The sequence below is a fragment of the Rathayibacter sp. VKM Ac-2759 genome (assembly GCF_009834225.1).
Classification (GTDB): Bacteria; Actinomycetota; Actinomycetes; order Actinomycetales; family Microbacteriaceae; genus Rathayibacter.
This window is the reverse complement of sequence record NZ_CP047176.1, coordinates 3,639,118-3,663,717: the sequence shown is the minus strand read 5'-3', so window position 1 is coordinate 3,663,717 and position 24,600 is coordinate 3,639,118. Positions and strand designations below refer to the sequence as shown.

Below are 24,600 nucleotides of genomic sequence, written 5' to 3'. Positions count from 1 at the left end.
CCCCACCCCAACAGGAAGCAGAACCTCATGAAGCTCCAGTTCGCCATGGACACCCTCAGCACCGACGCCGCCCTCGAGCTCGCCGCCGCGGCCGCGCCGCACGTCGACATCCTCGAGCTCGGCACCCCCCTCATCAAGAGCGAGGGTCTCTCGGCCATCACCGCGATCAAGAAGGCGCACCCCGACAAGATCGTGTTCGCCGACCTCAAGACCATGGACGCCGGCGAGCTCGAGGCCGGCATGGCCTTCGAGGCCGGCGCCGACCTCGTCACCGTCCTCGGCGTCGCCGGCGACAGCACCGTCGCGGGAGCCGTCGCCGCGGCGAAGAAGCACGGCAAGGGCGTCGTCGTCGACCTCATCGGGGTGCCCGACAAGGCCGCTCGCGCCAAGGAGGTCGTCGCCCTCGGCGCCGAGTTCGTCGAGATGCACGCCGGTCTCGACGAGCAGGCCGAGGACGGCTACACGCTCGACTCCCTGCTCAGCGACGGCGAGTCCTCCGGCGTGCCGTTCTCGGTGGCCGGCGGAGTGAGCACCGCGACGATCGAGGCCGTCCAGCGCTCGGGCGCCCAGGTCGCCGTCGCCGGCGGCGCGATCTACGGAGCCCCCGACGTGGGCGAGGCCGCCAAGGCCCTGCGCGCCGCGATCGTCTGACCCCTCCGCCCCGCACGCCCGGAGTGACCGCCGGCTCGTGACAGCACGTTCGGCTCGTCGAATCCTCCCGATTCCGCGAGCCGAACGTGTTCCTGCGAGCCGGAGGCGGCCACGGGACGCGCGTCGCGTCAACCCTCTGGAGGGCGGGCGCCGTCCGGCGTTCCCTGGAAGCTCCCCTACCGAGAGAAGCCCCATCCGATGACCCGTCCGCACATCGCCCCGATCGAGACCTACTCCGACGAGCACGGCTGGCACAACCGCGTCGCCGACGCCTCCGTCGCGCTGACCCACCACGGCGACTCCCGCGACGAGGCCGAGCAGCTCGGCGCCGAGATGGCGTGGCAGCGCGGAGGCGGCCACATCGTCTCCGACTGAGCAGGCTCCACTCCGAGGGTCTCCGTAGCGCCCTCGTCGCCGCCCGGTCAACCGCCTGCCCGCCGCGCGCCCGCGCTGCCTATCGTGGCCCGGTCGCGCGGAGCGCGATCGACGAGAGGACGCCCATGGACCGCGCGACGACCGAGGCCTCGACGGCGGGCGCAGAGCAGCCCTCGCTCAAGCGCCGCATCACCGGCCCGCTGCTCTACTTCTTCATCCTCGGCGACGTGCTCGGCGCGGGCATCTACGCCCTCATGGGCACCCTCTCGGCCGAGGTGGGCGGCGCCGTGTGGATGCCGCTCCTCCTCTCGCTCGGCCTGGCGCTGCTGACCGCCGGCTCCTACGCCGAGCTGGTCACCAAGTACCCGCGGGCCGGAGGCGCCGCCGTCTTCGCGCAGCGCGCGTTCCGCCGCCCGGTGGTCTCGTTCCTCGTCGGCTTCGCGATGCTCGCGGCTGGCGTGACGAGCGCCGCCGGCCTCTCGCTCGCCTTCGCGGGCGACTACCTCGGCACCTTCCTCGATGTCCCGCCCGTGCCGACGGCGATCGTGTTCCTCGTGCTCGTGGCCCTGCTCAACGCCCGGGGCGTGGCGGAGTCGCTCCTCAGCAACACGGTGATGACGATCATCGAGGTGTCCGGCCTGCTCATCGTCATCGCGTGCGTCGCGCTGCTCGTCGCGGGCGGGGGCGGCGACCTGGGCCGCACCGTCGAGCTCAGCTCCGAGCAGGCTCCGGCGCTCGCCGTCCTCGGAGCGGCGATCATCGCCTACTACTCGTTCGTCGGCTTCGAGACCTCGGCGAACGTCGCCGAGGAGGTCCGTGATCCGAGCCGCGTCTACCCGCGCGCGCTGTTCGGTGCGCTGCTCACGGCGGGCGGCGTCTACGTCCTCGTCGGTCTCGCGAGCTCGATCGCGCTGCCGTCCGACGAACTGGCCGGGTCCTCCGCCCCGCTGCTCGACGTCGTGACCGCCTCGGGAGCGGGCGTGCCCGCGTGGCTGTTCAGCCTCATCGCCCTGATCGCCGTCGCCAACGGCGCCCTGCTCACCATGATCATGGCGAGCCGCGTGACCTACGGCATGGCGAAGGAGGGCCTCCTGCCCGCCGTGCTCGGCCGCGTGCTGCCGGAGCGCCGGACTCCCTGGGTCGCGATCGCGGTGACGACCCTCGCCGCCGCCCTGCTCACGCTCGTCGGCGATCTGGCGACGCTCGCCGAGACCGTGGTGCTCCTGCTGCTGCTCGTCTTCATCAGCACGAACGTCTCGGTGCTGGTGCTGCGCCGCGACCGCGTCGAGCACGACCACTTCCGCGTCTGGACGGCGATCCCGGTGCTCGGAGTCGCGTCCTGCGTGCTCCTGCTCACGCAGCAGGACCCCGAGGTCTGGCTCTACGCGGCGATCCTGCTCGCGGTCGGCGTCGTCGTGCACCTCGTGACCCGCCGGGCGTCGCGCGCCTCCTGACCCCCGGCTGCCCAGGCCGTGCACAGAGCCCGGTGGCACGATGGCAGGAGCCGATGACGGCGATCCGGACGAGGGAGCAGTACCCGGCAGCGCGACAAGACTGACTCGAAGGAGTGAGTCGAGAGTGTCGTGGATCGTCCTCGTGGTGTCCGGAGTCCTCGAAGCCGTGTGGGCCACCGCCCTCGGCAAGTCGGAGGGGTTCACCCGCCTCGGCCCGTCGGTGGTCTTCGGAGTCGCCGTCGTCGCCAGCATGGCGGGCCTCGCCTTCGCGATGCGCGAGCTGCCCACCGGCACCGCCTACGCCGTCTGGGTCGGGATCGGCGCCTCGCTGACCGTGCTCTACGGCATGTTCTTCGGCGGCGAGGGCTTCTCGGTCGTCCGGACGCTGCTCGTGCTCGGCATCGTGGCGTGCGTGATCGGGCTGAAGGTTCTGCACTGAGTGCGGGGCGTTGCGGGAGAACGCTCGTTCCCCGTATGCTCGGACCATCCAGGGAGAACGACCGTTCTGCGGCCTGCTCCCGCCACGAAGGAGGAACCATGCCCACTCGTTCTGCACGCACCGCCTGGAACGGCTCGCTCGAGACCGGCGAGGGCCAGGTCGAGCTCTCGAGCTCGAAGCTCGGCACCTACGACGTCTCGTTCCCCAAGCGCGCCGCCGACGACGCCAACGGCGCGACCAGCCCCGAGGAGCTCCTCGGCGCCGCGCACTCCGCCTGCTACGCCATGCAGTTCTCGGCCGTCCTCGGCCAGGCCGGCGGCACCGTCGAGGCCCTCGACGTGCGCGCCGACGTCTCGCTCGGCCCGGACTCGGCCGGCGGCTTCAAGCTCACCACGATCGCCCTCGTCGTCAGCGGCGAGGTCAGCGGCATCGACGAGGCGGCCTTCCTCAAGGCCGCCGAGGACGCCAAGAACACCTGCCCGGTCAGCAAGGCGCTGACCGGAGTCGAGATCACCCTCGACGCGACCTTCGAGAGCTGACCCTCTCCGCACCGACAGAGGCACCCCGTCGCGCACTGCGGCGGGGTGCCTCTGCGTTCAGGCCTCGGTGCGATAGCGGAAGCCGGCGCCGAGGTGCTCCTCCGGGAGCCGGTCGCCGCGCCCGTGCAGCTTGTTGCGGAGGCTGCCCTCGACGTACTCCTCCGGGTACGCGCCGCGGCGGCGCAGCTCGGGGACGATGTACTCGACGACGTCCTCGAAGGTGCCCGGCGTGATCGCGTAGGCGAGGTTGAAGCCGTCGACGTCGGTGTCCTCGACCCACTCCTGCAGGTGGTCGGCCACCTCCGACGGGGAGCCGACGATGAACGGGCCGAGCCCGCCGATGGCGCCGAGGCGCGCGATGTCGCGCACCTTCCACTCCGAGCCGTCCTCGTTCGCCTCCTGGAAGTTCGCGACCGTCGACTGGATCGCGTTGCTCTTCACGTTGCCGATCGGCTCGTCGAGGTCGTACTGCGACAGGTCGATGCCCATCCAGCCCGACATGAAGACCAGCGCGCCCTCCTCGCTCGCGTACGAGAGGTAGTCGCGGTGCTTCGCGTGCGCCTTCTCGCTGGTCTCATCGGTGATGATCGTGAGCAGCGTGTAGATCTTCGCGGAGTGGCGGTCGCGGCCGGCCGCCTCCAGGGCGTCGCGGATCCGCGAGACGGTGGCCTTGAGGCCCGCCTTCGTCGACGAGGCCACGAAGATCGCCTCGGCGTTGCCCGCCGCGAAGCGGATCCCGCGGGGCGACGCGCCCGCCTGGTAGATCACCGGGGTGCGCTGCACCGACGGCTCCGAGAGGTGGATGCCGGGGACGGTGAAGTTCTTGCCGCTGTGCCCGATCTCGTGCACCTTGGCCGGGTCGGTGAAGACCCCGGAATCGCGGTCGCGGATGACCGCGTCGTCCTCCCACGACCCCTCCCACAGCTTGTAGAGCACCTCGAGGTACTCGTCGGCGACGTCGTAGCGGTCGTCGTGCTCGAGCTGGTCCTCGTGGCCCATGTTGCGGGCGGCGCTCGGGAGGTAGCCGGTCACGACGTTCCAGCCGACGCGGCCCTTGGTGAGGTGGTCGAGCGTCGACATCCGGCGGGCGAACGGGTACGGGTGCTCGTAGGCGGTGCCGGCGGTGATGCCGAAGCCGAGGTTCTCGGTCGCGGCCGCCATGGCCGAGACGAGCAGGATCGGGTCGTTGACGGGGACCTGCGCGCCGTGGCGGATCGCGGCCTCGTTGGAGCCTCCGTACACGTCGTAGGTGCCCAGCACATCGGCGATGAAGATGCCGTCGAAGGTGCCGCGCTCGAGCAGCTTCGCGAGGTCGGTCCAGTACGAGAGGTCCTTGTAGCGCCAGGACTGGTCCTCGGGGTGGCGCCACATGCCGGAGGACTGGTGGGCGACGCAGTTCATGTCGAACGCGTTGAAGCGGATCTGACGGGTCATGCGTCGATGGTGCCGACCGCGCCTGAGTGCGGGCGGCGGCGCCGACTCGCGGCGTCACAAACCGACGGCCGTCGCGCTGTCCCTCCCGGGGCTACGCCAGCTCGCGTGCCAGGAAGCGGACGTGCTCGGCGGTCTGGTACGCCTCGCCGTTCTCGTGCCCGTTGAAGGGGTAGACGCGCATCTCGCGCGGGCCGGAGTAGCGGTTGTAGGAGGCGTAGACCGTCGACGGCGGGCAGATGTCGTCGAGCAGGCCGACCGAGAACATCGAGGGGACCTCGGCGTGCGGGGCGAACGACGTGCCGTCGAAGTAGGAGAGGGTGTCGAACACGAACGACTCCGAGCCGCGGTGCGTGCGCAGGTAGCGCCCGACCTCGCCGTAGGGGAACGTGTCGATGATCCGCACCGCGTGGCTCATGTGGCTGAGGAACGGCACGTCGATGATCGCCGCCCGCGCCGACGACGACTCGCCGAGCAGCCCGAGGATGCCCGCGACGGCGAGGCAGATGCCGCCGCCCTGGCTGCCGCCCGAGATCGCGACCCGCGAGGGGTCGACCGCCGGGTGCGCGCGCAGCACGTCGAGCGCGCGGACCGCGTCGGTGAAGACGCGGCGGTAGTAGTAGTCGTCGGGCGACTCGATGCCCTGGGTCATGAATCCGCTCGCGTGCGGGCCGCTGCCGACCGGGTCGGGCGTCGCTCCGCTGCGGTGGCCGGACCCCTGGCCGCGGGTGTCCATCACGAGGTGCGCGTAGCCGGCGGCGCTCATCCCGGTCCACTCGTCGAGGAGGCCCCGGCCGCCTCCGTAGCCGATGAAGGTCACCAGCGCGGGCAGGGGGCCCTCGATGCCGCGCGGCAGGATCAGCCAGCCGCGGATCGGGTGGCCGCCGAAGCCGGAGTAGGTCACGTCGTACGTGTCGAGCAGCGCGTAGCCCGCGTCGACCGGCTCGAAGCGCGGCTCGGTGGCGGCGGCGCGGGCCTCGGCGATCGTGCCTCGCCAGAACTCCGCGAAGCCCTCGGGCGCCGGCAGCTCGGGCGCGTACTGCTCGAGGAGCTCGAGCGGGAGGTCGAACTGCGGCATCAGGTCTCCTTCTGGCGGGGCGGCGGCGGTGCTCACCCGGTGTCGACGTCGAACGCTCGAAACTACCGCAGAGAGCACGATCTCCCGATCCGTCCGCCGGGCGAGCCTGGATGCGGCGTGGGAGAAGACGGGGAGCCGGAATGCCCCCGAGCCGGGCGCGTTGGACTGTGGCATGACGACGTACGGAATCATCGGAGCAGGCAACATCGGCAGCCAGGTCGCGCGAGCGGTCATCGGACTCGGGGACGAGGTCGTGATCGCGAACTCCCGCGGCCCGGAGACGCTGGCCGACCTCATCGCGGAGCTCGGCCCCAAGGCGCGCGCGGCGACGGCGCAGGAGGCGGCCGAGGCCGCCGACATCGCGGTCGTGACGGTGCCGCTGAAGGCGCTCGACGCGATCCCGGTCGAGCCGCTCGCCGGCAAGATCGTGATCGACACGAACAACTACTACTTCGAGCGCGACGGGCGGATCGCGGCCCTCGATGAGGGCGAGACGACCGTCAGCGAGATGCTGCAGCAGCGCCTGGTCGAGTCGAAGGTCGTGAAGGCGTTCAACCACATCATGGCCGCCGACATCACGACGACCGGCACTCCCGCCGGCACCGCCGACCGGCGCGCGCTCGCGACGTCGAGCGACTACCCGGAGGCGATCCACTTCGTCACCGACCTCTACGACCGCCTCGGCTTCGACACCGTCGCGATCACTCCGCTGAGCGAGTCGTGGCGGGTCGAGCGCGACCGCCCGGCCTACGTCGTGCGCCAGAACCGCGACGAGCTCGAGGCGAACCTCGCGAAGGCCCCGCGCACGGTCTAGATCGTCGCGCAGTGGGAGGGGCGGTGCCGAACGGCGCCGCCCCTTCTCCGTGCCGAGCGACGCCGTGTCGGAGGCTCCTGCGATAGTGGAGGCGGACCACCCGCCCACGAGCGAGCCCGCCGGCTCCGAGAGGAGAGGTCTGCCGTGTCCTCCGAACCCCGACCCCTCCCCGCCTCCCGTCTGCTGTCGCGCCGTGGCGTCGTCCTCGGCGGACTCGCCGTGCTGCCGCTGCTGAGCGCGTGCACGTTCGACGCCGAGGAGTCCTCCGACGCTGCGACCCAGGAGACGCCCCGCACCCGCACCGCGGCGCCCGCCGGGCCCGTGGCGCTCGCCGCCGACCCCGCGACAACGAGCGGCCTGCTGTTCACGGCGGCGCCGCTGGTGGTCGTGGTCGAGGACGTGCCGGCCTCGATCCTCCTCGCCGCGCAGGTGGGCATCGCCTGGGGAGTCCCGCTGCTGGTCGAGGCCGAGGGCTCGGCGGCCTCGGCCGCCTCGCCCGACCCCGGCTCCCCGCTCGCCGCGGAGCTCGCCCGGCTCGGCACCACCCGGATCCTCGCGATCGGCGCCGTCTCCGAGCGCGACGGCATCGAGACCGTGCCCGCGGCGGCCGACGCCGACTCGATCCAGGAGGCGACCGGCGTCGCGGTCGGCGGGCTGGACGCCTCCGGTCTCGTCTCGTTCTCGCCCGGCACGCCCGCCGAGCCGCCCTTCGGGGCGCTGCCCGTCCGGGCCGAGCCGCTCGCAGGGGTGGCGGCGCTCGCGCAGCCCGTCGACTCCGATGTCGCCGCGGTCGCCAACGCGCGGGCGGCCGGCGTGCCCGTGACGCTCGTCGACACCGCCGACCTGCTCGCCTCCGGGCCGGCGGTGACGGCGATCGCCGAGTCGCGCGCCTCCTGCACCCTGCTGCTCGGGCCGGGGCTCGCCGCGCAGACCGCGCCGGAGTGGTCGGTGCGCGCCGCCGCGAGCGGCTGGCAGCTGCCGGGCGGCGGGCAGCGCCTCTTCGGCGGGCACCTGTTCGTCGCGATCTACGGCACCCCCGGCGCGCCGGTCCTCGGCGTCCTGGGCGAGCAGGGCCTCGAGGCCACGATCGCGCGCGCGGAGGCGGTCGCCGAGCCGTACCGCTCGCTGACCGGGCTGCAGGTGGTCCCGAGCCTCGAGATCATCACGACGGTCGCCGCGGGCAGCGCGGGCGACGACGGCGACTACTCCAACGAGCTCTCCGCCGAGGGGATCCGCCCCTACATCGACGCCGCCGCCGAGGCCGGCATGTACGTCGTGCTCGACCTGCAGCCGGGGCGCTCCGACTTCCTGACCCAGGCGAGGGCCTACGAGGAGCTGCTGCGGCTGCCGAACGTCGGGCTGGCCCTCGACCCCGAGTGGCGGCTGCTGCCCGACCAGGTGCCGCTCGAGCAGATCGGGCGGGTGTCGGCGGCCGAGGTCGACAGCGTGTCCGAGTGGCTCGCCGACCTCGTGCAGGCCGAGGGGCTGCCGCCGAAGATGTTCGTGCTGCACCAGTTCCGGCTGTCGATGCTGCAGGACAGGGAGAGCATCCGCCGCGATCGTCCCGAGCTCGAGTTCCTCATCCACGTCGACGGCCAGGGCGGGCAGCCCGACAAGCAGGCGACGTGGGCGGCGCTGCACGAGGACGCGCCGGAGGGCGTCGCGTGGGGCTGGAAGAACTTCTACGACGAGGACCTGCCGATGCTGACTCCGGCCGAGACGATGGCCGAGGTCGCGCCGCTGCCCGACCTGATCACCTACCAGTAGCGCCGCTCTTCGGAGTGGTCTCCGTGCGTCAGCGCGCGTCCGCGCCCTCGCGCAGGCCCTCCTCGCGGGCCTCGCGCACGAGCTGCGCGATGCGGCGGCGCGAGCGCGAGCGGCCGGCGAGCAGTGCGGCCAGGATGAGCGCGACCCCGAGCAGCACCAGCAGCTGCGGCAGCGGCACGGCGAGCACGGTGGCGGAGGAGGTGACCGGCGCGATCGACGCGGGGTCGACTCCGTCGGGGGCCACCACGGTCGGCGCGACGGTCACGTCGGCGCCGATCGCGAACAGCGGCCAGACGCCGTCGAGCGCGACCGAGATCGTCCGCCGGTCGCCCGGCAGCAGCTCCTGGGCGGCCGCGTCCTCGGCCACGAGCGGGGCGGAGGCGCCCTGCGCGCTCACGGTGCCGTCGAGCAGTAGGCGGACGTTGCCGGTGTTGACGATCTCGGCGTCGACCGAGAGCGATCCGGGCGCGAACGGGTTCCACGAGAGGCGGTAGTCGGTCGCGATGTCCTCGACGGCGACGGAGGGGGCGACGTCACCGGTCACGCGGGTCATCACGCGGAAGCCGATGCGGCTCTCGACCCCGACGGAGGAGCCGCCGGCGTCGGCGCCGACGGAGACGAGGGAGGCGGCGATGCCGGCCGCGTGGTCGCCGGGCTCGGCGTTGTCCGGCACGGTCACCGTGAACGGGACGATGCCGACCGCCCCGGGCTCGACGGTGACGGTCTCGGGGGCCTGGATCCAGGTGCCCGCGTCGACCGACTCCTGGTCCGAGGGGAGCATGTTGAAGCGGCCCTTGTCGGTGAAGTAGCCGTCGGCGGCGTCGATCCGGAAGGTGACCGTCTGGTCGCTGAGGTTGGTGACCGCGGCCTCCTCCGACACGACAGCGCCGGGGTCGAGGTCGAGCTCGATCCACGAGCGCTTGTCGGGGGCGCCGTCCGAGGCGGGGCTCACGGCCCAGGAGATCTGATCGGCGGCGGACGCCGGGGGAGCGGCGCTGAGCGCCAGCGCGCCGACGAGGAGCGCGAGCAGCGCGCGCAGGCGCACGGTCGGACGGGCGGGGGATCGGCGCTGATCGGTCATGGCACCTTCAGGATCTCACGGGGGACGCACGATGCGGCCGGGCGGAGGGCTCGGCCGCATCGTGCGGGGGGAGGGGGCGGTCCCGCCCCCGGGGATCACTCGAAGAGCGACAGGGTGAGGGTCGAGCTGTACTGGCCGGCGTCCACCGTGGGCTCGGTGCGGAGGAACAGGTCGGCGTTCGCGGTCCAGGATCCCTCCTCGGCCACGGCGGCCGAGTCGTTGGTGATGGCGAGCAGCTCCTGGTCGACGAGGCCGACTCCGTCGGGTCCGCCGTCGATGGCGGTGTCGACGACGTCGCCCTCGGCGACGAGACCGGAGTCTCCGCCGTCGATGAGGTTCGGGGCCCAGCCGAAGTTCTCGGCGCCGATGACGTCGCCGGTGGTGCTGGTGAAGTCGCTGGCGGTGCCGAGGACGTACCAGCCGGCACCCTCGGGGATGTCCTCGGGGTCGCGGGTATCGGTGACGGTCACGGTCGGCAGGGTGCCGGTGAACTGGCGGATGACGCTGGTCGATCCGTTCTCGGTGAGGCTCGTCGAGGTGCCGGCGACCGACATCGAGAGCGATCCGGGGGTGGTGAGCGGTGCGATGTCGACGTTGACGTCGACGTCGTCGTTGCCGACCTCGATCTCGGCGGCCATGGCGGTTCCGGCGACTCCGAGGAGGAGGAGTCCTCCGGCGAGTCCGGCGGCGCCTCGGGTCAGGAGGGAGCGAGTGTTCATTGCGGGTGTTCTCCGTTCTCCGGCCGGCTGCGTCGCCGGCTCGATGGGGTGGTGTTCGGGTGGGGGCCGTTCTCAGCCGCAGCTGGCAGCGGAGTAGGGGGCGGTGGCGGCGGCGGTGGCCGGCTTGCCCGCGACGAACGCGGTCGCGCTCACGCTCGCCTGACCGGCCGGGATGCTCGCCTCGCGGGTGGTGAAGGAGTGGGTGGCCGACTTGCCCGCGGCGACCTCGGCGATCGTCTTCGAGCCGTAGGTCGATCCGATGACGACCTTCACGGGGAAGGCGTTCGGGTTCGTCACGAGGACCGAGAGGACGACCTTGCCCGAGATGCAGCGGGTGCTCGCGGAGGCGGTCACCGCGATCGCGGGTGCGGCCGTCGGGACCTTCTGCGGGGCGACGCTCTCGAGGGTGGGGACGACCTTCTGCATCAGCCCCGTCGCCGGGTCGAAGGTGATCCTGTCGACGGTGGTCTCGCGGTTGGTCCCGTTCCCGCCGGGGATCGCGAAGCGGTGGTAGGCGATGTACCAGTCGTCGGTGCCGGGGACGTTGATGATCGAGCTGTGGCCGGTGGCGAGGATCCCGAGCGAGGCGTCCTTCTCGAGGATCACGCCGCGGTAGGTCCACGGTCCGTCGATGCTCGTCGAGGTCGCGTAGCCGACCCGGTAGTTCTCGCTGCCGGTGTCGTCGATCGAGTAGGTCAGGTGGTACAGGCCCTGGCGGTAGTTGACGAAGGCGCCCTCGCGGAAGTCGGTGAGACCGCTGATCCGCTTGATGGTGCCCGCCTTGACCGAGAGCATGTCGTCGGACAGCTCGGCGTAGACCGGCGAGCCGTTGCCCCAGAAGAGGTAGCTCTTGCCGGTGGCCGGGTCGGTGAAGGCGGCCGGGTCGATCGCCTGACCCGAGTTCACCGACTCGCCGTTGGTGATCATCGGGGACTGCTGCGCCGTGAACGGGCCCATCGGGCTGTCCGCGACCGCGACTCCGATCGTCTTGCGGTTGAGCGCCGCGTTGTGGCCCGAGAAGTAGAAGTAGTACTTGCCGCCCTTCTCGATGATCGTCGGCGCCCAGGCGTTGCCGGTCGCCCAGGGGACGTTGCCGTTCGCGCCGTCGAGGGTCAGGAACGGGGTCGCAGAGCGGGTCCAGTCGACGAGGTTCTTCGACGACCAGACGTAGAAGTCCTTGCCGCCCCATCCCGGGGTGCCGTCGGTGGTCGCGTAGATGTAGTACGTGTCGCCGAAGACCGCGATGTTCGGGTCGGCGTACAGGCCGGGGATCACCGGACTCTTCATCTCGACGGCCTTGAGCGTCCAGGTGGTGCTCGCGCCGCCGCCCACGGGAGTCAGGACCACGGTCTTGGGGGTGGAGAGGTCGCGCACGGTGCCGGAGGCGGGGCTCGCCGTGACCCCCGCCGCCGTCGAGTACGTCGGGGTGAGCTTCGTGCGGTCGGTGCCGGGCTTCACCGGGAAGGTGATGACGCGGTTCGCCTGGTCGACGATCGGAGCGGTCTTCAGCACGTCGCCGGTCAGCGTCGCGTCGGCGAGGACCGTGGTGTTGCCCGAGGAGGCGAGCACCTCGGCCGAGCTCAGCGCCCGGTTGTAGATCGCGAACTCGCGGATCTGCCCGCGGAAGCGGTTGTCGGCGTCGTAGTTGGAGCGTCCGATCGCGTTGGCGGTGGTCGTGCCGCCGCCGATGTCCTTCGGGTCGGCCGTGACGGTGCCCGTGCCGACCTTGACGCCGTCGAGGTAGACCGTGGCGGTGGTGCCGGCGAGCGTGTAGGTCAGGTGCGCCCACGTCCCGCGCGGCAGGGCCGAGCCGGAGGAGACGGTCTGCTCGGTGGTCCAGTTGCCGGTCGCGAGGCTCGTGCGGTAGTTGTTCCCGGAGGTGAACAGGTAGCCGTCGCCGGCGCCCGCGGTCGTGTTGCCGAGTCCGTAGATGAAGTACGCGCCGCTCTGGGCGGAGTCGATCCAGACGTCGGCCTGCACGGTGATGTCGGTGACTCCCGTGAGCAGGTTGTCGGGCAGGTCGATGTAGTCGTCGGTGCCGTCGAGCTTCACCGAGCCGGTCTGCCAGGCGGCGCCCGAGACGAGCGTGCCGGTGAGTCCGTGGCCCGTGACGTCCTGCACGGTCGTGCCGGATCCTCCGTCGAAGGAGTAGCGCAGGATCTCGCCGGCGGCGTTCACCGGCTTCGGGGTCGGGCCGGTCGAGGTGCCGTAGGCGGCGGTGATGCGCGCCTCCTCGGCGCTCGAGAGGCGCAGGACCGAGCCGTGGCGGAACGGGGCCGCGAAGGAGTAGGTGTTCGCTCCGGTCGCGCCGGTGGTGAGCGCGGTGAACTGCAGGCTCGCGAGCGAGTCGGTGACGAAGGCGGAGTATCCGCCCGAGTCGCCCATCACGACCCAGCGGCCGTCGGGCAGCTGGTAGACCGTCAGGCCCTCGATGTGGTTCGAGAGGCCGTGCGCGGTGTCCTCGCCCCGAGCGATGACGCGCTTCCACGGTCCGGCGAGGCTCGGGGCGGTGTCGACGACGGTGCGCCAGTCGGAGGTGGAGAAGCGGTAGTAGACGCCGTTCTCCTTGGCGATGGTCGTGTCGATGATGTTGGGGCCGTCGGCGTTGTTGGTCGGCGAGTTCTCGTCGAGCCAGACCGTCGGGGTCGAGAACGTCGTGAAGTCGCGGGTGGTGCTGACGTAGACGCGCAGCGCCCAGTCGTCGGTGCCGACCTGCGTCTTGTCGCGACCCGACCAGTAGACGTAGTACTGGCCCGTCGTCTCGTCCCACATCGCCTCGGGAGCCCAGACGTTGCCCGCGTTCGGCGAGCCGGCGAAGACGAGGCTCTGGTCGCTCCAGTTCACGAGGTCGGTGGAGCGCCAGACGACGAGCTTCTGGCTCGCGTTCACCTGGTCCCACGAGCCTCCGGCCGCGGTGCCCTCGGCGTGGAGGTCGGTGCCGAGGATCCAGTACTCGTCGCCGGTGGGGGAGCGCACGAGGTGCGGGTCGCGGACGCCGAGCGTGCCGGCGAGGTTGGCGAGCACGGCCTTGTTGCCGTTGAGCTTCGACCAGTGCAGGCCGTCGGTGCTCGAGCCGAAGTAGATCTTCTCGTAGTCGGTCGCGGCGAAGTGGGTCCAGAGGTAGCCGGCGTCGTAGTCGGTGTCGAGCCCGGCGGGAGCGGCGGTGACGGTGACGGGGATCTGCCGCGTCGCGGTGGTGCCGGCGACGGACGCCGTGAGGGTGACGGGGGTCGACGCGGCCTGGCGCTTCACGACTCCGGTCGCGTCGATCACGGCGGTGTTCGAGGAGGTCCAGGAGACGTCGTAGGCGCCGGCCTTCGCGGGCAGTGTGACGTTGCCGCGGACGTCGCCCGCGTTGACGATGCGCAGCGCGTCGAGCGCCTTCTGCGCGTCGGCGTTCACGTCCTGCGCGGGGACCTTCGCGGTGAAGGTCCGGGTCTGCGTCGCGGAGCCGCGGGTCACCGTGGCCGTGAGCGTCGCCGTGGCGACGCCGCTGGCGGGGCGGGTGACGACTCCGCTGGTCGAGATCACGGCGGTGTCGCTCGAGGACCAGGCGATGGCGGAGCCGTTCGCGCCGGTGGTCGGGAGGGTGAGGTTCGCGGTGACCGACGAGAGGTCGCCGAGGTCGAGAGCGGCGGTGTCGCGCGCGACCCTCGTGGTGTCGGTGGCCTGCAGGCCCGCCACGTCGGAGGCGGTGAGCGCGCTGCTGTAGATGCGGAAGTCGCGGACCGATCCCGAGAGGGTCTTGTCGGCGGTGTAGACCGAGCGCCCGATGGCGTTCGCGGTCGTCTTCCCGCCGCCGATGGCGCCGGGGGTGATGGTGACTCCGGTCTGCTGCGCGACCTGGGTGCCGTCGAGGTAGAGGCGCGCGGTGTCGGAGGCGTCGTCGAGCGTGTAGGTGAGCGTCTTCCAGACGCCGCGCGCGAGGTTCGCGCCCGAGTTCACGGTCTGCTCGGTGGTCCAGTTGCCGGTCGCGATCGAGGCCTTGTAGCTGTTGCCCGTGGTGTACAGGTAGCCGTTGCCGGCGCCGGAGGTCGTGTTGCCGAGTCCCCAGATGAAGTAGGGCGTGCCCTGCGTGGTGCTCAGCAGGACCTCGGCGCTGACCGTGATCGAGGTGAGCCCGGCGAGCACGTCGTCGGGGAGCTTCACGTAGTCGTCGACGCCGTCGAGCTTCACGCCCGAGGTGCCGGAGGCGACGGCGCCGCCCGAGAGGGTGCCGTTGCGGCCCTTGCCCGAGCTGTCGACGGCGACCGTGCCGCTCGTCTCGTCGAGGGCGTAGCGGAGGATCAGATCGTCGGCCGGTGCCGCCGCGGCGGACTGCGCCGTGAGGAGGGGGACGGCGAGCGCGAGTGTCGTCGCGAGGACGAGCGGTCGCAGGAAGGGCTTCATCGCACTTGCTCCTAGTTCGGCACCATTGCTGAGGAGAGGGGGTCCGACGCGAGTCGGCGATGTTCACGGTAACACGATGTTGACGTCAACGCGACGACGAATCTGCCCGCTCTCTCAGACCTCGGGCAGGCCGCGCCCGCCTGGAGGAGGAGAGACGGCACCGCCCCCTCGCCGGACGAGCAGCGAGGGGGCGGTGGACGTGGCGCGGAGGCGCGTCAGGTCTTGTTGCGGGCCATCACCGCGCGCTGCAGGAGCACGAAGACCAGGAGGATGCCGCCGGTGATGATCGTCGTCGCCTCGGGCGGGATGCCGCCGTCGCGGGTGATCAGGACGTTCATCAGGCCGAGCACCAGGGCGCCGATCACCGAGCCGAGCACGAAGCCGACGCCGCCGGTGAGCAGCGTGCCTCCGATGACCGTCGCCGCGATCGCGTCGAGCTCCCAGCCGGTGCCGGTGATGTTCTGCGCGCTGCCGAGACGGGCCGTGTAGACGACGCCGGCGAGGCCCGCGAGGGTGCCGCTGATCACGTAGATCAGAAGCTTCGTCCGCAGCACCGGCAGGCCCATGAGGGCCGCCGACTGCTCGGAGCCGCCCATCGCGTAGACCGTGCGGCCGAGGCGGGTGCGGTGCAGGACGAAGAACGCCCCCGCGACGACCAGCAGCGCGATGATCACGCCGGGGCTGATCACGAAGTCGTTGACCTTCGGGCCGTCGATCAGCTTGATCGGAGCCGCCAGGCTGAGCACGGCCGAGTCCTCGGGGAGGCGCTCCGGCACGGTGCTCAGCATCGAGGCGAGGCCCCGGGCCAGGAACATCATGGCGAGCGTCGCGATGAACGGCTGCACGTTGAAGTACTGGATGAGCACGCCCGACACGAGGCCGAAGCCCGAGCCGATCAGGATCATCAGCACCATCACGAGCCACGGGTTCCAGCCGGCGTTGATGAGCAGCACGCCGCTCACGCTGCTGAAGGCGATGATCGCGCCGACCGAGAGGTCGATGCCCCCGGTCAGGATCACGAACGTGAGCCCCACGGCCAGGATGATCAGGTGCGCGTTGTTGATCAGCAGGTTCGAGACGGTGCTCGCCTGCAGGATGCGGCCGTACGCGGCCTCTCCGTAGACGATCATCGCGAGGAAGATGATCAGCGCGGCGAGGGTCGGCAGCTTGTCGAGGTGCTGGGTCAGCCACGACCGCGCCGAGGAGCGGTTCGAGCTCGTCGGAGGGGCGGAGCGGGTCATCACGGCGCTCATGCGGGGATCGCCTCTTTCTGCGGTGCGCTGCGGCGCGCCTCGCGACGTTGAGTGAAGGCCGAGCGCACGCGCTCGGACTGCAGCAGGCAGAGGGCGACGATCACGATCGCCTTGAAGGCGGGCGTCGCGCTCGAGGAGACGCCGAGGAAGACGACCGTCTTGTCGAGCGTGGCGATCAGGATGGCGCCGATGGCGGCTCCGGTGATGTTGAACTTGCCGCCCGCGAGCGAGGTGCCGCCGACCACGACCGCGAGGATCGCGTCGAGCTCGAGCTGGTAGCCCGTCCGCGACACGTCCACCGTCATGACGCTGGCCGTGGCGAAGACGCCCGCGACTCCGGCGAGCAGGCCGCTGCCGATGTAGGCGGTCATCAGCAGGCCGCGGCGGTTGATGCCGGCGAGACGGGCCGCCTTCGGGTCCATGCCGATCGCCTCGATCATCAGGCCGAGGGCGGTGCGGCGCACCAGCACTCCGACCACGACGACGATCGCGATGGCGAGGAGGAAGACGACGGGGAGTCCGAAGACGTAGCCGTTCGCGATCCAGCGGAACGGCTCGTTCGTCGCGGCGGTGTTCTGCCCGCCGGTGATCACCTTGGCGAGACCGCGGCCGGCGAGCATCACCACGAGGGTGCTGATGAACGGCTGCAGCCCCACGACCGAGACCAGGATGCCGTTCACGGCCCCGAGGACCCCGGCGACCAGGAGCGCGACGGCGAAGGCCGCGGCGGCCGCGCCGAGCGAGTCGGGAGCGCCGTTGGCGTTCAGGAACTCCATCGAGACCGCGCCGGCGACCACCATGATCGAGCCGACCGAGAGGTCGATGCCTCCGGTCGCCACGACCAGGCACATGCCCACCGCGATCATCAGGATGGGCGCTGCCGCCCGCGCGATGTCGATGACGTTGCCGACCAGGTAGCCCGTGGTCGGGCTGACCGAGACGGCGAGGTAGCTCGGATCCTTCACGACGTTGACGAGCAGCAGCAGCGCGATCGCCACGGCTCCCCAGAAGTACTGACGGCGGATCAGCCCGGCGAGCACGGAGCCCCGGTCGGGCTTGCTGTCGCTGCTCATGATGCGGCCTCCTGCGTGGCGCCTTCGAGAACGACGACGTCCTCGTCGACGACTCCCTCTGCGGCGATGGTAGTGACGATCGACTCCGCAGTGACAGCGGGTCCGTTGAGGATCTCCGCGATCACGCGGTGGTCCTTGAGGACGATGATGCGATCGCTGAGGCGGACGACCTCGTCGAGCTCGGACGAGATGAACACGACGGCGACGCCCTCGCCCGCGAGAGCGACGACCTTCTCCTGGATCTCGGCCTTGGCTCCGACGTCGATGCCGCGGGTGGGCTCGTCGAGGATGAGGATCTCGGGGGCGGTGGCCAGCCAGCGTCCGAGGAGGACCTTCTGCTGGTTCCCGCCGGAGAGCTTGCTGATGGGGCGGTCGGGGTCGGCCGGGCGCACGTTGAGCTCGACCAGGTACTTGCCGACGATCTCGTCCTTCTCCTTCTTGGAGAGGGGGCGGGCCCAGCCGCGCTTGGCCTGCACCGCGAGGATGAGGTTCTCGCGCACCGACAGGTCGCGGATGATGCCCTCGTCGCGGCGGTTCTCGCTCGAGAACGCGATCTTGTGCGCGAGGCCGGCGGTCGGCGTCGGGACGTCGATCTTCTTGCCGTGCAGCGTGATCTCGCCCGTGTCGGGCTTGTCGACGCCGTAGATCAGGCGCGCGAGCTCGGTGCGGCCGGAGCCGAGGAGCCCGGCGAGTCCGACGACCTCTCCGCGGTGCAGAGTGAGGTCCGTCGCCTCGATCGAGCCCTTCTTGCCGAGGCCCTTCGCTGAGTACAGCGGGGCCTCGCGGTAGAGGTGGTCGCTGTTCTCGCGCTCGGAGTCGAGCGAGCGCAGCGCCGCGATGTCCTTGCCGATCATCTTCGAGATGAGCGAGGTGCGGTCGAGCTCGTGCGTGAGGTACTCGCCGACGTACTGCCCGTTGCGCAGCACCGTGAGCCGGTCGCTGATCGCGTAGACCTGGTCGAGGAAGTGCGAGACGAAGAGGATCGCGACACCCTCCGCGCGGAGGCGGCGGATGACGACGAAGAGGTTCTCCACCTCGTTCGCGTCCAGGCTCGAGGTCGGCTCGTCGAGGATCAGGACCCGGGAGTCGCTGACGGTCGAGCGGCTGATGGCGACGAGCTGCTGCATCGCGATCGAGAGCGACGCGAGCGGCCGGCGCGGGTCGAGGTGACCGAGGCCGAGCTTCTCGAGCGCGGTGCGGGCGGCCTCGTGGGTCGCTCGCCAGTTGATGCCGAAGGGACCGCGCACCTCGTAGCCCAGCATGACGTTCTCGCCGATGCTGAGGTTGGTGCAGAGGTTGACCTCCTGGTACACGGTGGAGATCCCCGCGGACTGCGCATCGGCCGTGCCGGTCAGACGACGGGTCTCGCCGCCGATGACGATGTCTCCGCTGTCGATCGTGTAGACGCCCGTGAGCGCCTTGATGAGGGTGGACTTGCCGGCGCCGTTCTCGCCCATCAGGGTGTGGACCTCGCCCGGGAACAGGCGGAAGTCGACTCCGTCGAGGGCTTTCACGCCGGGGAAGCTGATCGAGATGTTCTTCATCTCGACGATCGGAGGCGAACCTGTCATGCCGCGTCGTTCCGTTCTCGAGTGGCGCTTCGCTGCGCCGGAGGCCGGAGCGACCGGGACCCGCTGGGGGCCCCGGTCGCTCCGCGTGGAGTGGTCTTCCTAGAGGTGCGCTCTAGAACTTGCGGTCGGGCAGGGCGGCCGAGGCGGCCTCGGGCGAGTCGAAGGTCTCGCTCGGCACGACGATCGAGGACTCGACGGTCTCGCCGGCGAGGGTCGCCTCGACGGCGTCGAGGGCGGTCTCTCCGAACAGCGGGTTGTACTCGGCGACGAAGCTGAGCTTGCCGTCGGCGAGCGCCTGCAGGGCGTTCTTGGTGCCGTCGATCGTGGCGATCTTGACGTCGACGCCCGGGGTGAGGCCGGCCTCCTCGACGGCCTGGACGGCGCCGAGGCCCATCTCGTCGTTCTGGGCGAAGACCATCTGCACGTCGTTGTTGTTCGACTTCAGGACGGTCTCGAAGACGCTCTTCGCCTCTTCGGTCGACCAGTTGGCGGTCTGCGCGCCGACCTTGGTGAAGGCGGAGTCGGCGCCGATGACCTCGTCCCAGCCCTCGTTGCGCTCGTTGACGACCGAGACGCCCGCGGGGCCCTCGAGCGTGAAGTACTTGGCGCCGTCGGGGAACGCGGTCTTGGCCCAGTCGGCGACCGAGGTGCTGACCGCGATGTTGTCGGGCGCGATGCGGGTGACGTAGAGGTCGGTGTTGTCGGGCTCGATGCCGCGGTCGATCAGGATGACCGGGATCTCGGCCTCCTGAGCGCGCTCGAGCGAGTCCTCCCAGCCCGAGCCCTCGGTCGCCGACAGCAGGATCACGTCGACGCCCTCGTCCACGAAGGAGGTGAAGGAGTCGATCTGCGACTTCTGGTCTCCGTTGGTGGCGGGTGCGTACTTGAGGTCGTAGCCGGCGTCCTCGGTGAACGTCTCCTCGATGTTGGTCTCGTTCGCCTGACGCCAGGCGCCCTCGGGGCCGACGGCCACGAAGCCGATGGTCGTCAGGTCGTCGTCCGAACCGGAGCCGGAGTCCGATCCGCCGGAGCAGCCGGCGAGGCCGAGCGCCAGGGCGCCGACTGCTGCGAATCCGAGGATCTGGCCGAAACGCCTCGTGTTGTACATGGATCTCCTCCTTGAGATCACGGGCACGCGGGTGCGCCCGTGCGGGTGTGGGCCCAGGGGCCCTGAAAGCGGGCCTGGTGGCCCGGGGTGCAGTGAGAGCAGGATGTGCAGTGGACAACGACTGAGCGCGTCCTCACCCCGGATGTTACCGTGAACAATTCTTGTGACGCAACAGGCGTCCGCAGTGCTCGTGTAACGATTGGGCACCACCGCCGGACTCGCCCCCGCGGCGGAGGTCGTAGGGTCTTTCCAGCGCCGCCGGGAACGCCCGCCGCCGAGGGGAGTGGGTGACCGATGGCACTGCCCGACACCACCCGCAAGCGGCGCCCGACCATCTACGACGTGGCCGATCGCGCCGGGGTCTCGCACCAGTCGGTGTCGCGGTACGTCAAGGGCACCACCATCCGCGATGCGACCCGCGCCGCCATCGAGGCGGCGATCGAGGAGCTCGGCTTCCGCCCCAACCAGACGGCCCGCGCCCTCGCGACCAACCGGTCCTACCGGCTCGGGGCCCTCGTCTACCAGCTGCACGAGCTCGGCCCGAACCGCATCGTCGCCGGAGCCGCGCGGGCGGCGCGCGAGGCGGGGTACCTCCTCGACATCATCAGCCTCGACCCCGAGAACGACGTCGAGATCGCGCACGCCATCGACCTCCTCGAGGATCAGCAGCTCGCCGGGGTGTTCGCGATGGCGCCCACGCGCCGCCTCCGCGACGCGCTCGCCGGCCTCGAGCACCGCGTGCCGTTCCTGCCCGACACCGAGCCGGTCTACGACGGCACCCCGGCGACCGAGAGCCTCAACTCGCGCGGCGCGCGGCTCGCGATGGAGCACCTGCTCGGGCTCGGGCACCGCCGGATCCTGCACGTCTCCGGGCCGCGCGACTGGATCTCGGCGATCAACCGCGAGGCGCTCTACCGGGAGGCGCTCGAGTCGGCCGGACTCCCCCTCCTGCCCGTGGTGGAGGGCAACTGGACGGCGGAGTCGGGGTACGAGGCCGTCCGCGGACTCTCCGACCCGCTCGAGGCCACGGCGATCTTCGCGGCGAACGACCAGATGGCGATGGGCGTGTTCCGCGCGCTGTGGGAGCGGGGCGTCGACGTCCCCGGCGAGGTGAGCGTGGTCGGCTTCGACGACGTGCCGGAGTCGGCGTTCACGGTGCCGCCGCTGACCACGGTGCGGCTCGATTTCGCTGTGCGGGGCCGATCGGCGGTCGAGCAGCTGATCGGGATGATCGAGGGCCGCGCCGATGCCGAGCACAGTCCGGCGGAGCCGGACGAGGTCTCGCTGGTGGTCCGGAGGTCGACCGCCGCTCGGTGACGGACCGGCCTTGCGCTCCGCCTCGTGCGCGCTTAGTCTCGCAGAGCGGTTACCGGTAACAGCAACTGTTACCGGTAACCGAACTCACCGACGAGGCGACGTCCGTCGGTCACCCGCCGCCGGCTCCGACACGGAACCGACGGCCGATCGAAAGCAGTGAACATGCGCTCTCCCTCCCGCCGCGCAGCGACGATGCTGGCGGCTGCAGCTCTCGGCTCCGTCCTGGTGCTGACCGGGTGCTCGACGCCGTCGGCCGCACCGGCCGCCGCGGACGTGTCGCAGGACGACATCGACACCGCGATGACGACTCCGACCACCATCACCTTCTGGACCTGGAACGACCTCTCGGCCGAGGTCGCCATGTTCGAGGAGGAGTACCCCGACATCACCGTCGACCTGGTCAACGTGGGCTCGGGCAACGACTACTACACGAAGCTGCGCAGCGCTCTCAAGGCGGGCAAGGGCGCCCCCGACGTCGCGCAGATCGAGTACCACAACATGCCCTCGTTCATCCTCGAGAAGCAGTTCGCCGACCTCACCCCGTACCTCGACGCCGACCTCTCGTCGCAGTTCCAGGACTTCGCGTGGGACCAGGTCGCCACCGACGACGGCATCTGGGGAGTCCCGCAGGACACCGGCCCTCTCGGCCTGCTCTACCGCAACGACATCTTCTCGGCCAACGGCATCACCACCTCGCCCGCGACCTGGGACGAGTTCGCGACCGACGCCGCCACGATCCACGCGGCCGACCCGTCGACCTACATCGCCAACATCTCGCCCAGCAACGCCACCGCGACCCTCGGCCTCTTCTGGCAGGGCGGGGCCAAGCCGTTCAGCTACGACGGCGACCAGACCGTCGGGATCGACCTGACCAGCCCCGAGATGGAGAACGTCGCCGAGTACTGGCAGGGGCTCGTCGACTCCGACCTCGTCTCGACCGACCCCGACTTCACCGACCAGTGGTATCAGGGTCTCGCGAGCGGCAAGTACGCCTCGTGGGTCGCCGCCGCCTGGGGCCCGCAGTTCCTGCAGGGCACCGCGGCCGACACGGCCGGCAAGTGGTCGGCGTCGAAGCTCCCGCAGTGGGAGGAGGGCCAGGACGTCTCCGGCAGCGTCGGCGGATCCGCCAACACGGTGATCGGCACCAGCCAGAACCCGATCCCGGCCGCGAAGTTCGCCGAGTTCATCAACAGCGACCACGACTCCGCGCTCGCCATGGGCAACGACCTCTCGCTGTTCCCCGCGGCCACCTCGGCGCTCGAGGACCCCGCGTTCACCGACGCGCCGGTCGAGTTCTTCGGCGGCCAGAAGACCAACGAGCTCTACTCCGAGATCTCACCGACGGTCAGCGCCGACTTCCAGTGGCTCCCGTTCATGGACCCGGTGTCCGAGGCCTACCAGGACACCTTCGGCAAGGCGCTCACGGACAAGACCAGCCTGACCGACGCCCTCCAGGCGTGGGACGACCAGGTCACGGAGTACGCGACCAGCCAGGGCTTCACCGTCAAGTGACTGAAGGCCCCGGCTCTGACTCCCGGGGCTCCACACGGCGATCTGCGGCGTTGTCGTCGGTCGCGATACCGCCGGTATCGCTCCCTCCTCCGCCTTGCAGCTCACCGCGCGGAGCCCCGGGGGCTCAGCTCCGGGGCTCCCCCTCCCGCTCACCTCTTCAGAGGAAGAACACCATGACCGCAGAAGTCACCGCGCCGGCCCGCCCCGCGCCCGAGCGCCGGCGCGCGTCGCCCGCGACCCGCCAGAAGACGCTCGCCGCCTACGGCTTCGTCGCGCCGTTCATGATCGTGTTCGCGCTCATGCTCGTCGTCCCCCTCGTCTACGCGTTCTGGCTCAGCCTCTACCGCGTGCAGCTCGTCGGCGGGCAGAGCTTCGTCGGCCTCGCCAACTACGCACGCGCGCTCACCGACCCCGACTTCCTCGGCGGACTCGGACGCGTGGCGTTGTTCCTCGTGCTCCAGGTGCCGGTGATGCTCGCCCTGGCGCTGATCTTCGCGCTGATCCTCGACACCGGGCGCCTGCGCCTCTCGGGGTTCGTCCGGCTCAGCATCTTCCTGCCGTACGCGATCCCCGGCGTCATCGCGGCGCTGATGTGGGGCTACCTCTACGGGCAGGACTTCGGCCCCTTCGCACAGATCGCCCGCAGCATCGGGCTGCCGGCGCCCGCGTTCCTCTCGAGCGAGTGGGTGCTCGGCTCGATCGCGAACATCGTGACGTGGTCGTTCGTGGGCTACAACATGATCGTCATCTACGCGGCGCTCCGCTCGATCCCGGAGGAGCTCTACGACGCGGCGAAGATGGACGGCGCCGGAGCGATCCGCGTCGCCTGGAGCATCAAGATCCCCGCGGTCCGCCCCGCGCTGATCCTCTCGGCGATCTTCTCGGTGATCGGCTCGTTCCAGCTCTTCACCGAGCCTCAGCTGCTCAAGGCGATCGCGCCGACCGTGATCGACGGCTCCTTCACCCCCAACCTCTACGCCTACACGCTGGCCTTCGGTCGCAACGAGCTCAACTACGCCGCCGCGGTCTCGTTCCTCCTCGGCTTCGTGATCATGGTCGTCTCGTACGTCGTGCAGCTCAGCACCACCAGGAAGGAGCGGTCGCGATGACTGCCACACTCCCGCCCCCCGCTGCGGTCGCGACGACCACGGCCCCGGCTCGCCGGAAGCCCCGCCGGCCCCGGTTCGACCGCCCGAGCTTCCCGCTCACGGCGCTCATGCTGCTGGCGGCCGCCTACTTCCTGCTCCCGATCGCGTGGCTCGCGATCGCCTCGACCAAGACCAACAGCGGGCTCTTCAACTCGTTCGGCTTCGCGTTCGGCGCCGACTTCGCGTTCTTCCAGAACGCGGCCGACGTCTTCACCCGCGACGGCGGGATCTTCACCCGCTGGCTGCTCAACACAGTCGTGTACGCCGGGGTCAGCGCGGTCGGAGCGACGCTGCTGTCGACGCTCGCCGGCTACGCCTTCGCGAAGTACGCGTTCCGCGGGCAGAGGGCGATGTTCAGCATCGTGCTCGGCGCGATCATGGTGCCGGCGACGGCGCTCGCGATCCCGACGTTCCTGCTGTTCAGCTCCGTCGGGCTGACGGACACCCCGTGGGCGATCATCCTGCCCTCGCTGGTCAACCCGTTCGGCGTCTACCTGATGCTCGTCTACGCCCAGGGCGCGATCGACGACAGCATGCTGGAGGCGGGCCGGATCGACGGCGCGGGCGAGTTCCGGATCTTCCGCACTCTGAGCTTCCGCCTGCTCGCCCCCGGCATGGTCACCGTGCTCCTGTTCTCGCTGGTCGCGACCTGGAACAACTACTTCCTGCCGCTGATCATGCTGAACAACAAGGACCTGCTGCCCCTGACCGTCGGTCTCGCGCAGTGGCAGGCCTCGGCGACCCGCGGCAACGGCGGTGAGGCGCTGTTCTCCTCCGTGCTGACCGGCTCGCTGATCTCGACGCTGCCGCTGATCATCGCGTTCCTCTTCCTGCAGCGGTACTGGCAGTCCGGCCTCACCGCCGGTGGAAGCAAGGGCTGA

20 protein-coding genes and 1 riboswitch are annotated in these 24,600 nt (G+C 70.6%); of the genes, 11 read left to right on the top strand and 9 right to left on the bottom strand.

Features of this window, described 5'->3' with window-relative positions:
* Positions 1 to 27: 27 nt before the first annotated feature.
* From hxlA to GSU68_RS17020, 5 genes are all read left to right on the top strand, one after another.
* Entirely contained in the window at positions 28 to 651 is a 624-nt protein-coding gene (gene hxlA, locus GSU68_RS17040; protein ID WP_159909833.1) for a 3-hexulose-6-phosphate synthase, read from the top strand.
* Between the two features lie 198 nt (positions 652 to 849).
* Positions 850 to 1,026, top strand: a complete 177-nt coding sequence (locus GSU68_RS17035; RefSeq protein ID WP_159909832.1) for a hypothetical protein — start codon at positions 850 to 852, stop codon at positions 1,024 to 1,026.
* Positions 1,027 to 1,151: 125 nt separating this feature from the next.
* Positions 1,152 to 2,480 carry an APC family permease gene (locus GSU68_RS17030; RefSeq protein WP_159909831.1) on the top strand — a complete coding sequence of 443 codons (1,329 nt, stop codon included), beginning with the start codon at positions 1,152 to 1,154 and terminating at the stop codon, positions 2,478 to 2,480.
* A gap of 44 nt (positions 2,481 to 2,524) precedes the next feature.
* Positions 2,525 to 2,590: riboswitch (guanidine-III (ykkC-III) riboswitch) on the top strand.
* 14 nt (positions 2,591 to 2,604) lie between these two features.
* Positions 2,605 to 2,919: a multidrug efflux SMR transporter gene (locus GSU68_RS17025; protein ID WP_056039201.1), complete on the top strand. Its 315-nt coding sequence runs from the start codon at positions 2,605 to 2,607 to the stop codon at positions 2,917 to 2,919.
* A 98-nt stretch (positions 2,920 to 3,017) separates the two neighbouring features.
* A complete protein-coding gene (locus GSU68_RS17020; RefSeq protein ID WP_159909830.1) occupies positions 3,018 to 3,458 on the top strand; it encodes an OsmC family peroxiredoxin in 441 nt (146 codons plus the stop codon).
* A gap of 57 nt (positions 3,459 to 3,515) precedes the next feature.
* Here GSU68_RS17020 and GSU68_RS17015 read toward each other — a convergent pair whose 3' ends face one another.
* Together GSU68_RS17015 and GSU68_RS17010 are read right to left on the bottom strand one after the other, a co-directional pair.
* On the bottom strand, positions 3,516 to 4,892 hold the full coding sequence (locus GSU68_RS17015) for an LLM class flavin-dependent oxidoreductase (protein WP_159909829.1): 1,377 nt from the start codon (positions 4,890 to 4,892) through the stop codon (positions 3,516 to 3,518).
* A 91-nt stretch (positions 4,893 to 4,983) separates the two neighbouring features.
* Positions 4,984 to 5,967: an acetylxylan esterase gene (locus GSU68_RS17010; protein WP_159909828.1), complete on the bottom strand. Its 984-nt coding sequence runs from the start codon at positions 5,965 to 5,967 to the stop codon at positions 4,984 to 4,986.
* On the opposite strand from GSU68_RS17010, the gene GSU68_RS17005 reads away from it, so the two are divergent.
* Positions 5,849 to 6,781 (top strand): NAD(P)-binding domain-containing protein, encoded by a 933-nt coding sequence (locus tag GSU68_RS17005; protein ID WP_348272502.1) that lies wholly within the window; start codon positions 5,849 to 5,851, stop codon positions 6,779 to 6,781. The genes GSU68_RS17010 and GSU68_RS17005 overlap by 119 nt on opposite strands.
* Positions 6,782 to 6,925: 144 nt before the next feature.
* A complete protein-coding gene (locus GSU68_RS17000) occupies positions 6,926 to 8,548 on the top strand; it encodes a hypothetical protein (protein ID WP_244259322.1) in 1,623 nt (540 codons plus the stop codon).
* 28 nt (positions 8,549 to 8,576) lie between these two features.
* On the opposite strand, the gene GSU68_RS16995 is transcribed toward GSU68_RS17000, so the two are convergent.
* The 7 genes from GSU68_RS16995 to GSU68_RS16965 form a co-directional block, all read right to left on the bottom strand.
* Positions 8,577 to 9,629, bottom strand: a complete 1,053-nt coding sequence (locus GSU68_RS16995) for a DUF916 domain-containing protein (protein ID WP_159909826.1) — start codon at positions 9,627 to 9,629, stop codon at positions 8,577 to 8,579.
* 95 nt (positions 9,630 to 9,724) lie between these two features.
* Positions 9,725 to 10,348, bottom strand: a complete 624-nt coding sequence (locus GSU68_RS16990) for a hypothetical protein (protein WP_159909825.1) — start codon at positions 10,346 to 10,348, stop codon at positions 9,725 to 9,727.
* 72 nt (positions 10,349 to 10,420) lie between these two features.
* Complete coding sequence (locus GSU68_RS16985) at positions 10,421 to 14,737, bottom strand: family 43 glycosylhydrolase (protein ID WP_159909824.1); 4,317 nt, start codon at positions 14,735 to 14,737, stop codon at positions 10,421 to 10,423.
* 215 nt (positions 14,738 to 14,952) lie between these two features.
* Positions 14,953 to 15,990: a sugar ABC transporter permease gene (locus GSU68_RS16980; protein ID WP_159909823.1), complete on the bottom strand. Its 1,038-nt coding sequence runs from the start codon at positions 15,988 to 15,990 to the stop codon at positions 14,953 to 14,955.
* Positions 15,987 to 17,063: an ABC transporter permease gene (locus GSU68_RS16975; RefSeq protein WP_159909822.1), complete on the bottom strand. Its 1,077-nt coding sequence runs from the start codon at positions 17,061 to 17,063 to the stop codon at positions 15,987 to 15,989. Before GSU68_RS16975 ends, GSU68_RS16980 begins: the two co-directional genes overlap by 4 nt.
* Complete coding sequence (locus GSU68_RS16970) at positions 17,060 to 18,634, bottom strand: sugar ABC transporter ATP-binding protein (RefSeq protein ID WP_159909821.1); 1,575 nt, start codon at positions 18,632 to 18,634, stop codon at positions 17,060 to 17,062. The genes GSU68_RS16975 and GSU68_RS16970 overlap by 4 nt, the downstream gene beginning before the upstream one ends.
* A 112-nt stretch (positions 18,635 to 18,746) precedes the next feature.
* Positions 18,747 to 19,742, bottom strand: coding sequence for an ABC transporter substrate-binding protein (locus GSU68_RS16965; protein WP_159909820.1), 996 nt, complete (start codon positions 19,740 to 19,742; stop codon positions 18,747 to 18,749).
* A 294-nt stretch (positions 19,743 to 20,036) separates the two neighbouring features.
* Here GSU68_RS16965 and GSU68_RS16960 point away from each other — a divergent pair, with 294 nt between their 5' ends.
* The 4 genes from GSU68_RS16960 to GSU68_RS16945 all read left to right on the top strand — a co-directional run bounded on the left by GSU68_RS16960 (position 20,037) and on the right by GSU68_RS16945 (position 24,600).
* A complete protein-coding gene (locus GSU68_RS16960) occupies positions 20,037 to 21,059 on the top strand; it encodes a substrate-binding domain-containing protein (RefSeq protein WP_159909819.1) in 1,023 nt (340 codons plus the stop codon).
* Between the two features lie 162 nt (positions 21,060 to 21,221).
* The gene (locus tag GSU68_RS16955; RefSeq protein WP_159909818.1) at positions 21,222 to 22,571 is read left to right on the top strand and encodes an extracellular solute-binding protein; all 1,350 of its coding nucleotides are present in this window, start codon (positions 21,222 to 21,224) and stop codon (positions 22,569 to 22,571) included.
* A gap of 173 nt (positions 22,572 to 22,744) precedes the next feature.
* On the top strand, positions 22,745 to 23,680 hold the full coding sequence (locus tag GSU68_RS16950; RefSeq protein ID WP_159909817.1) for a sugar ABC transporter permease: 936 nt from the start codon (positions 22,745 to 22,747) through the stop codon (positions 23,678 to 23,680).
* Positions 23,677 to 24,600, top strand: a complete 924-nt coding sequence (locus GSU68_RS16945) for a carbohydrate ABC transporter permease (RefSeq protein WP_159909816.1) — start codon at positions 23,677 to 23,679, stop codon at positions 24,598 to 24,600. The genes GSU68_RS16950 and GSU68_RS16945 overlap by 4 nt, the downstream gene beginning before the upstream one ends.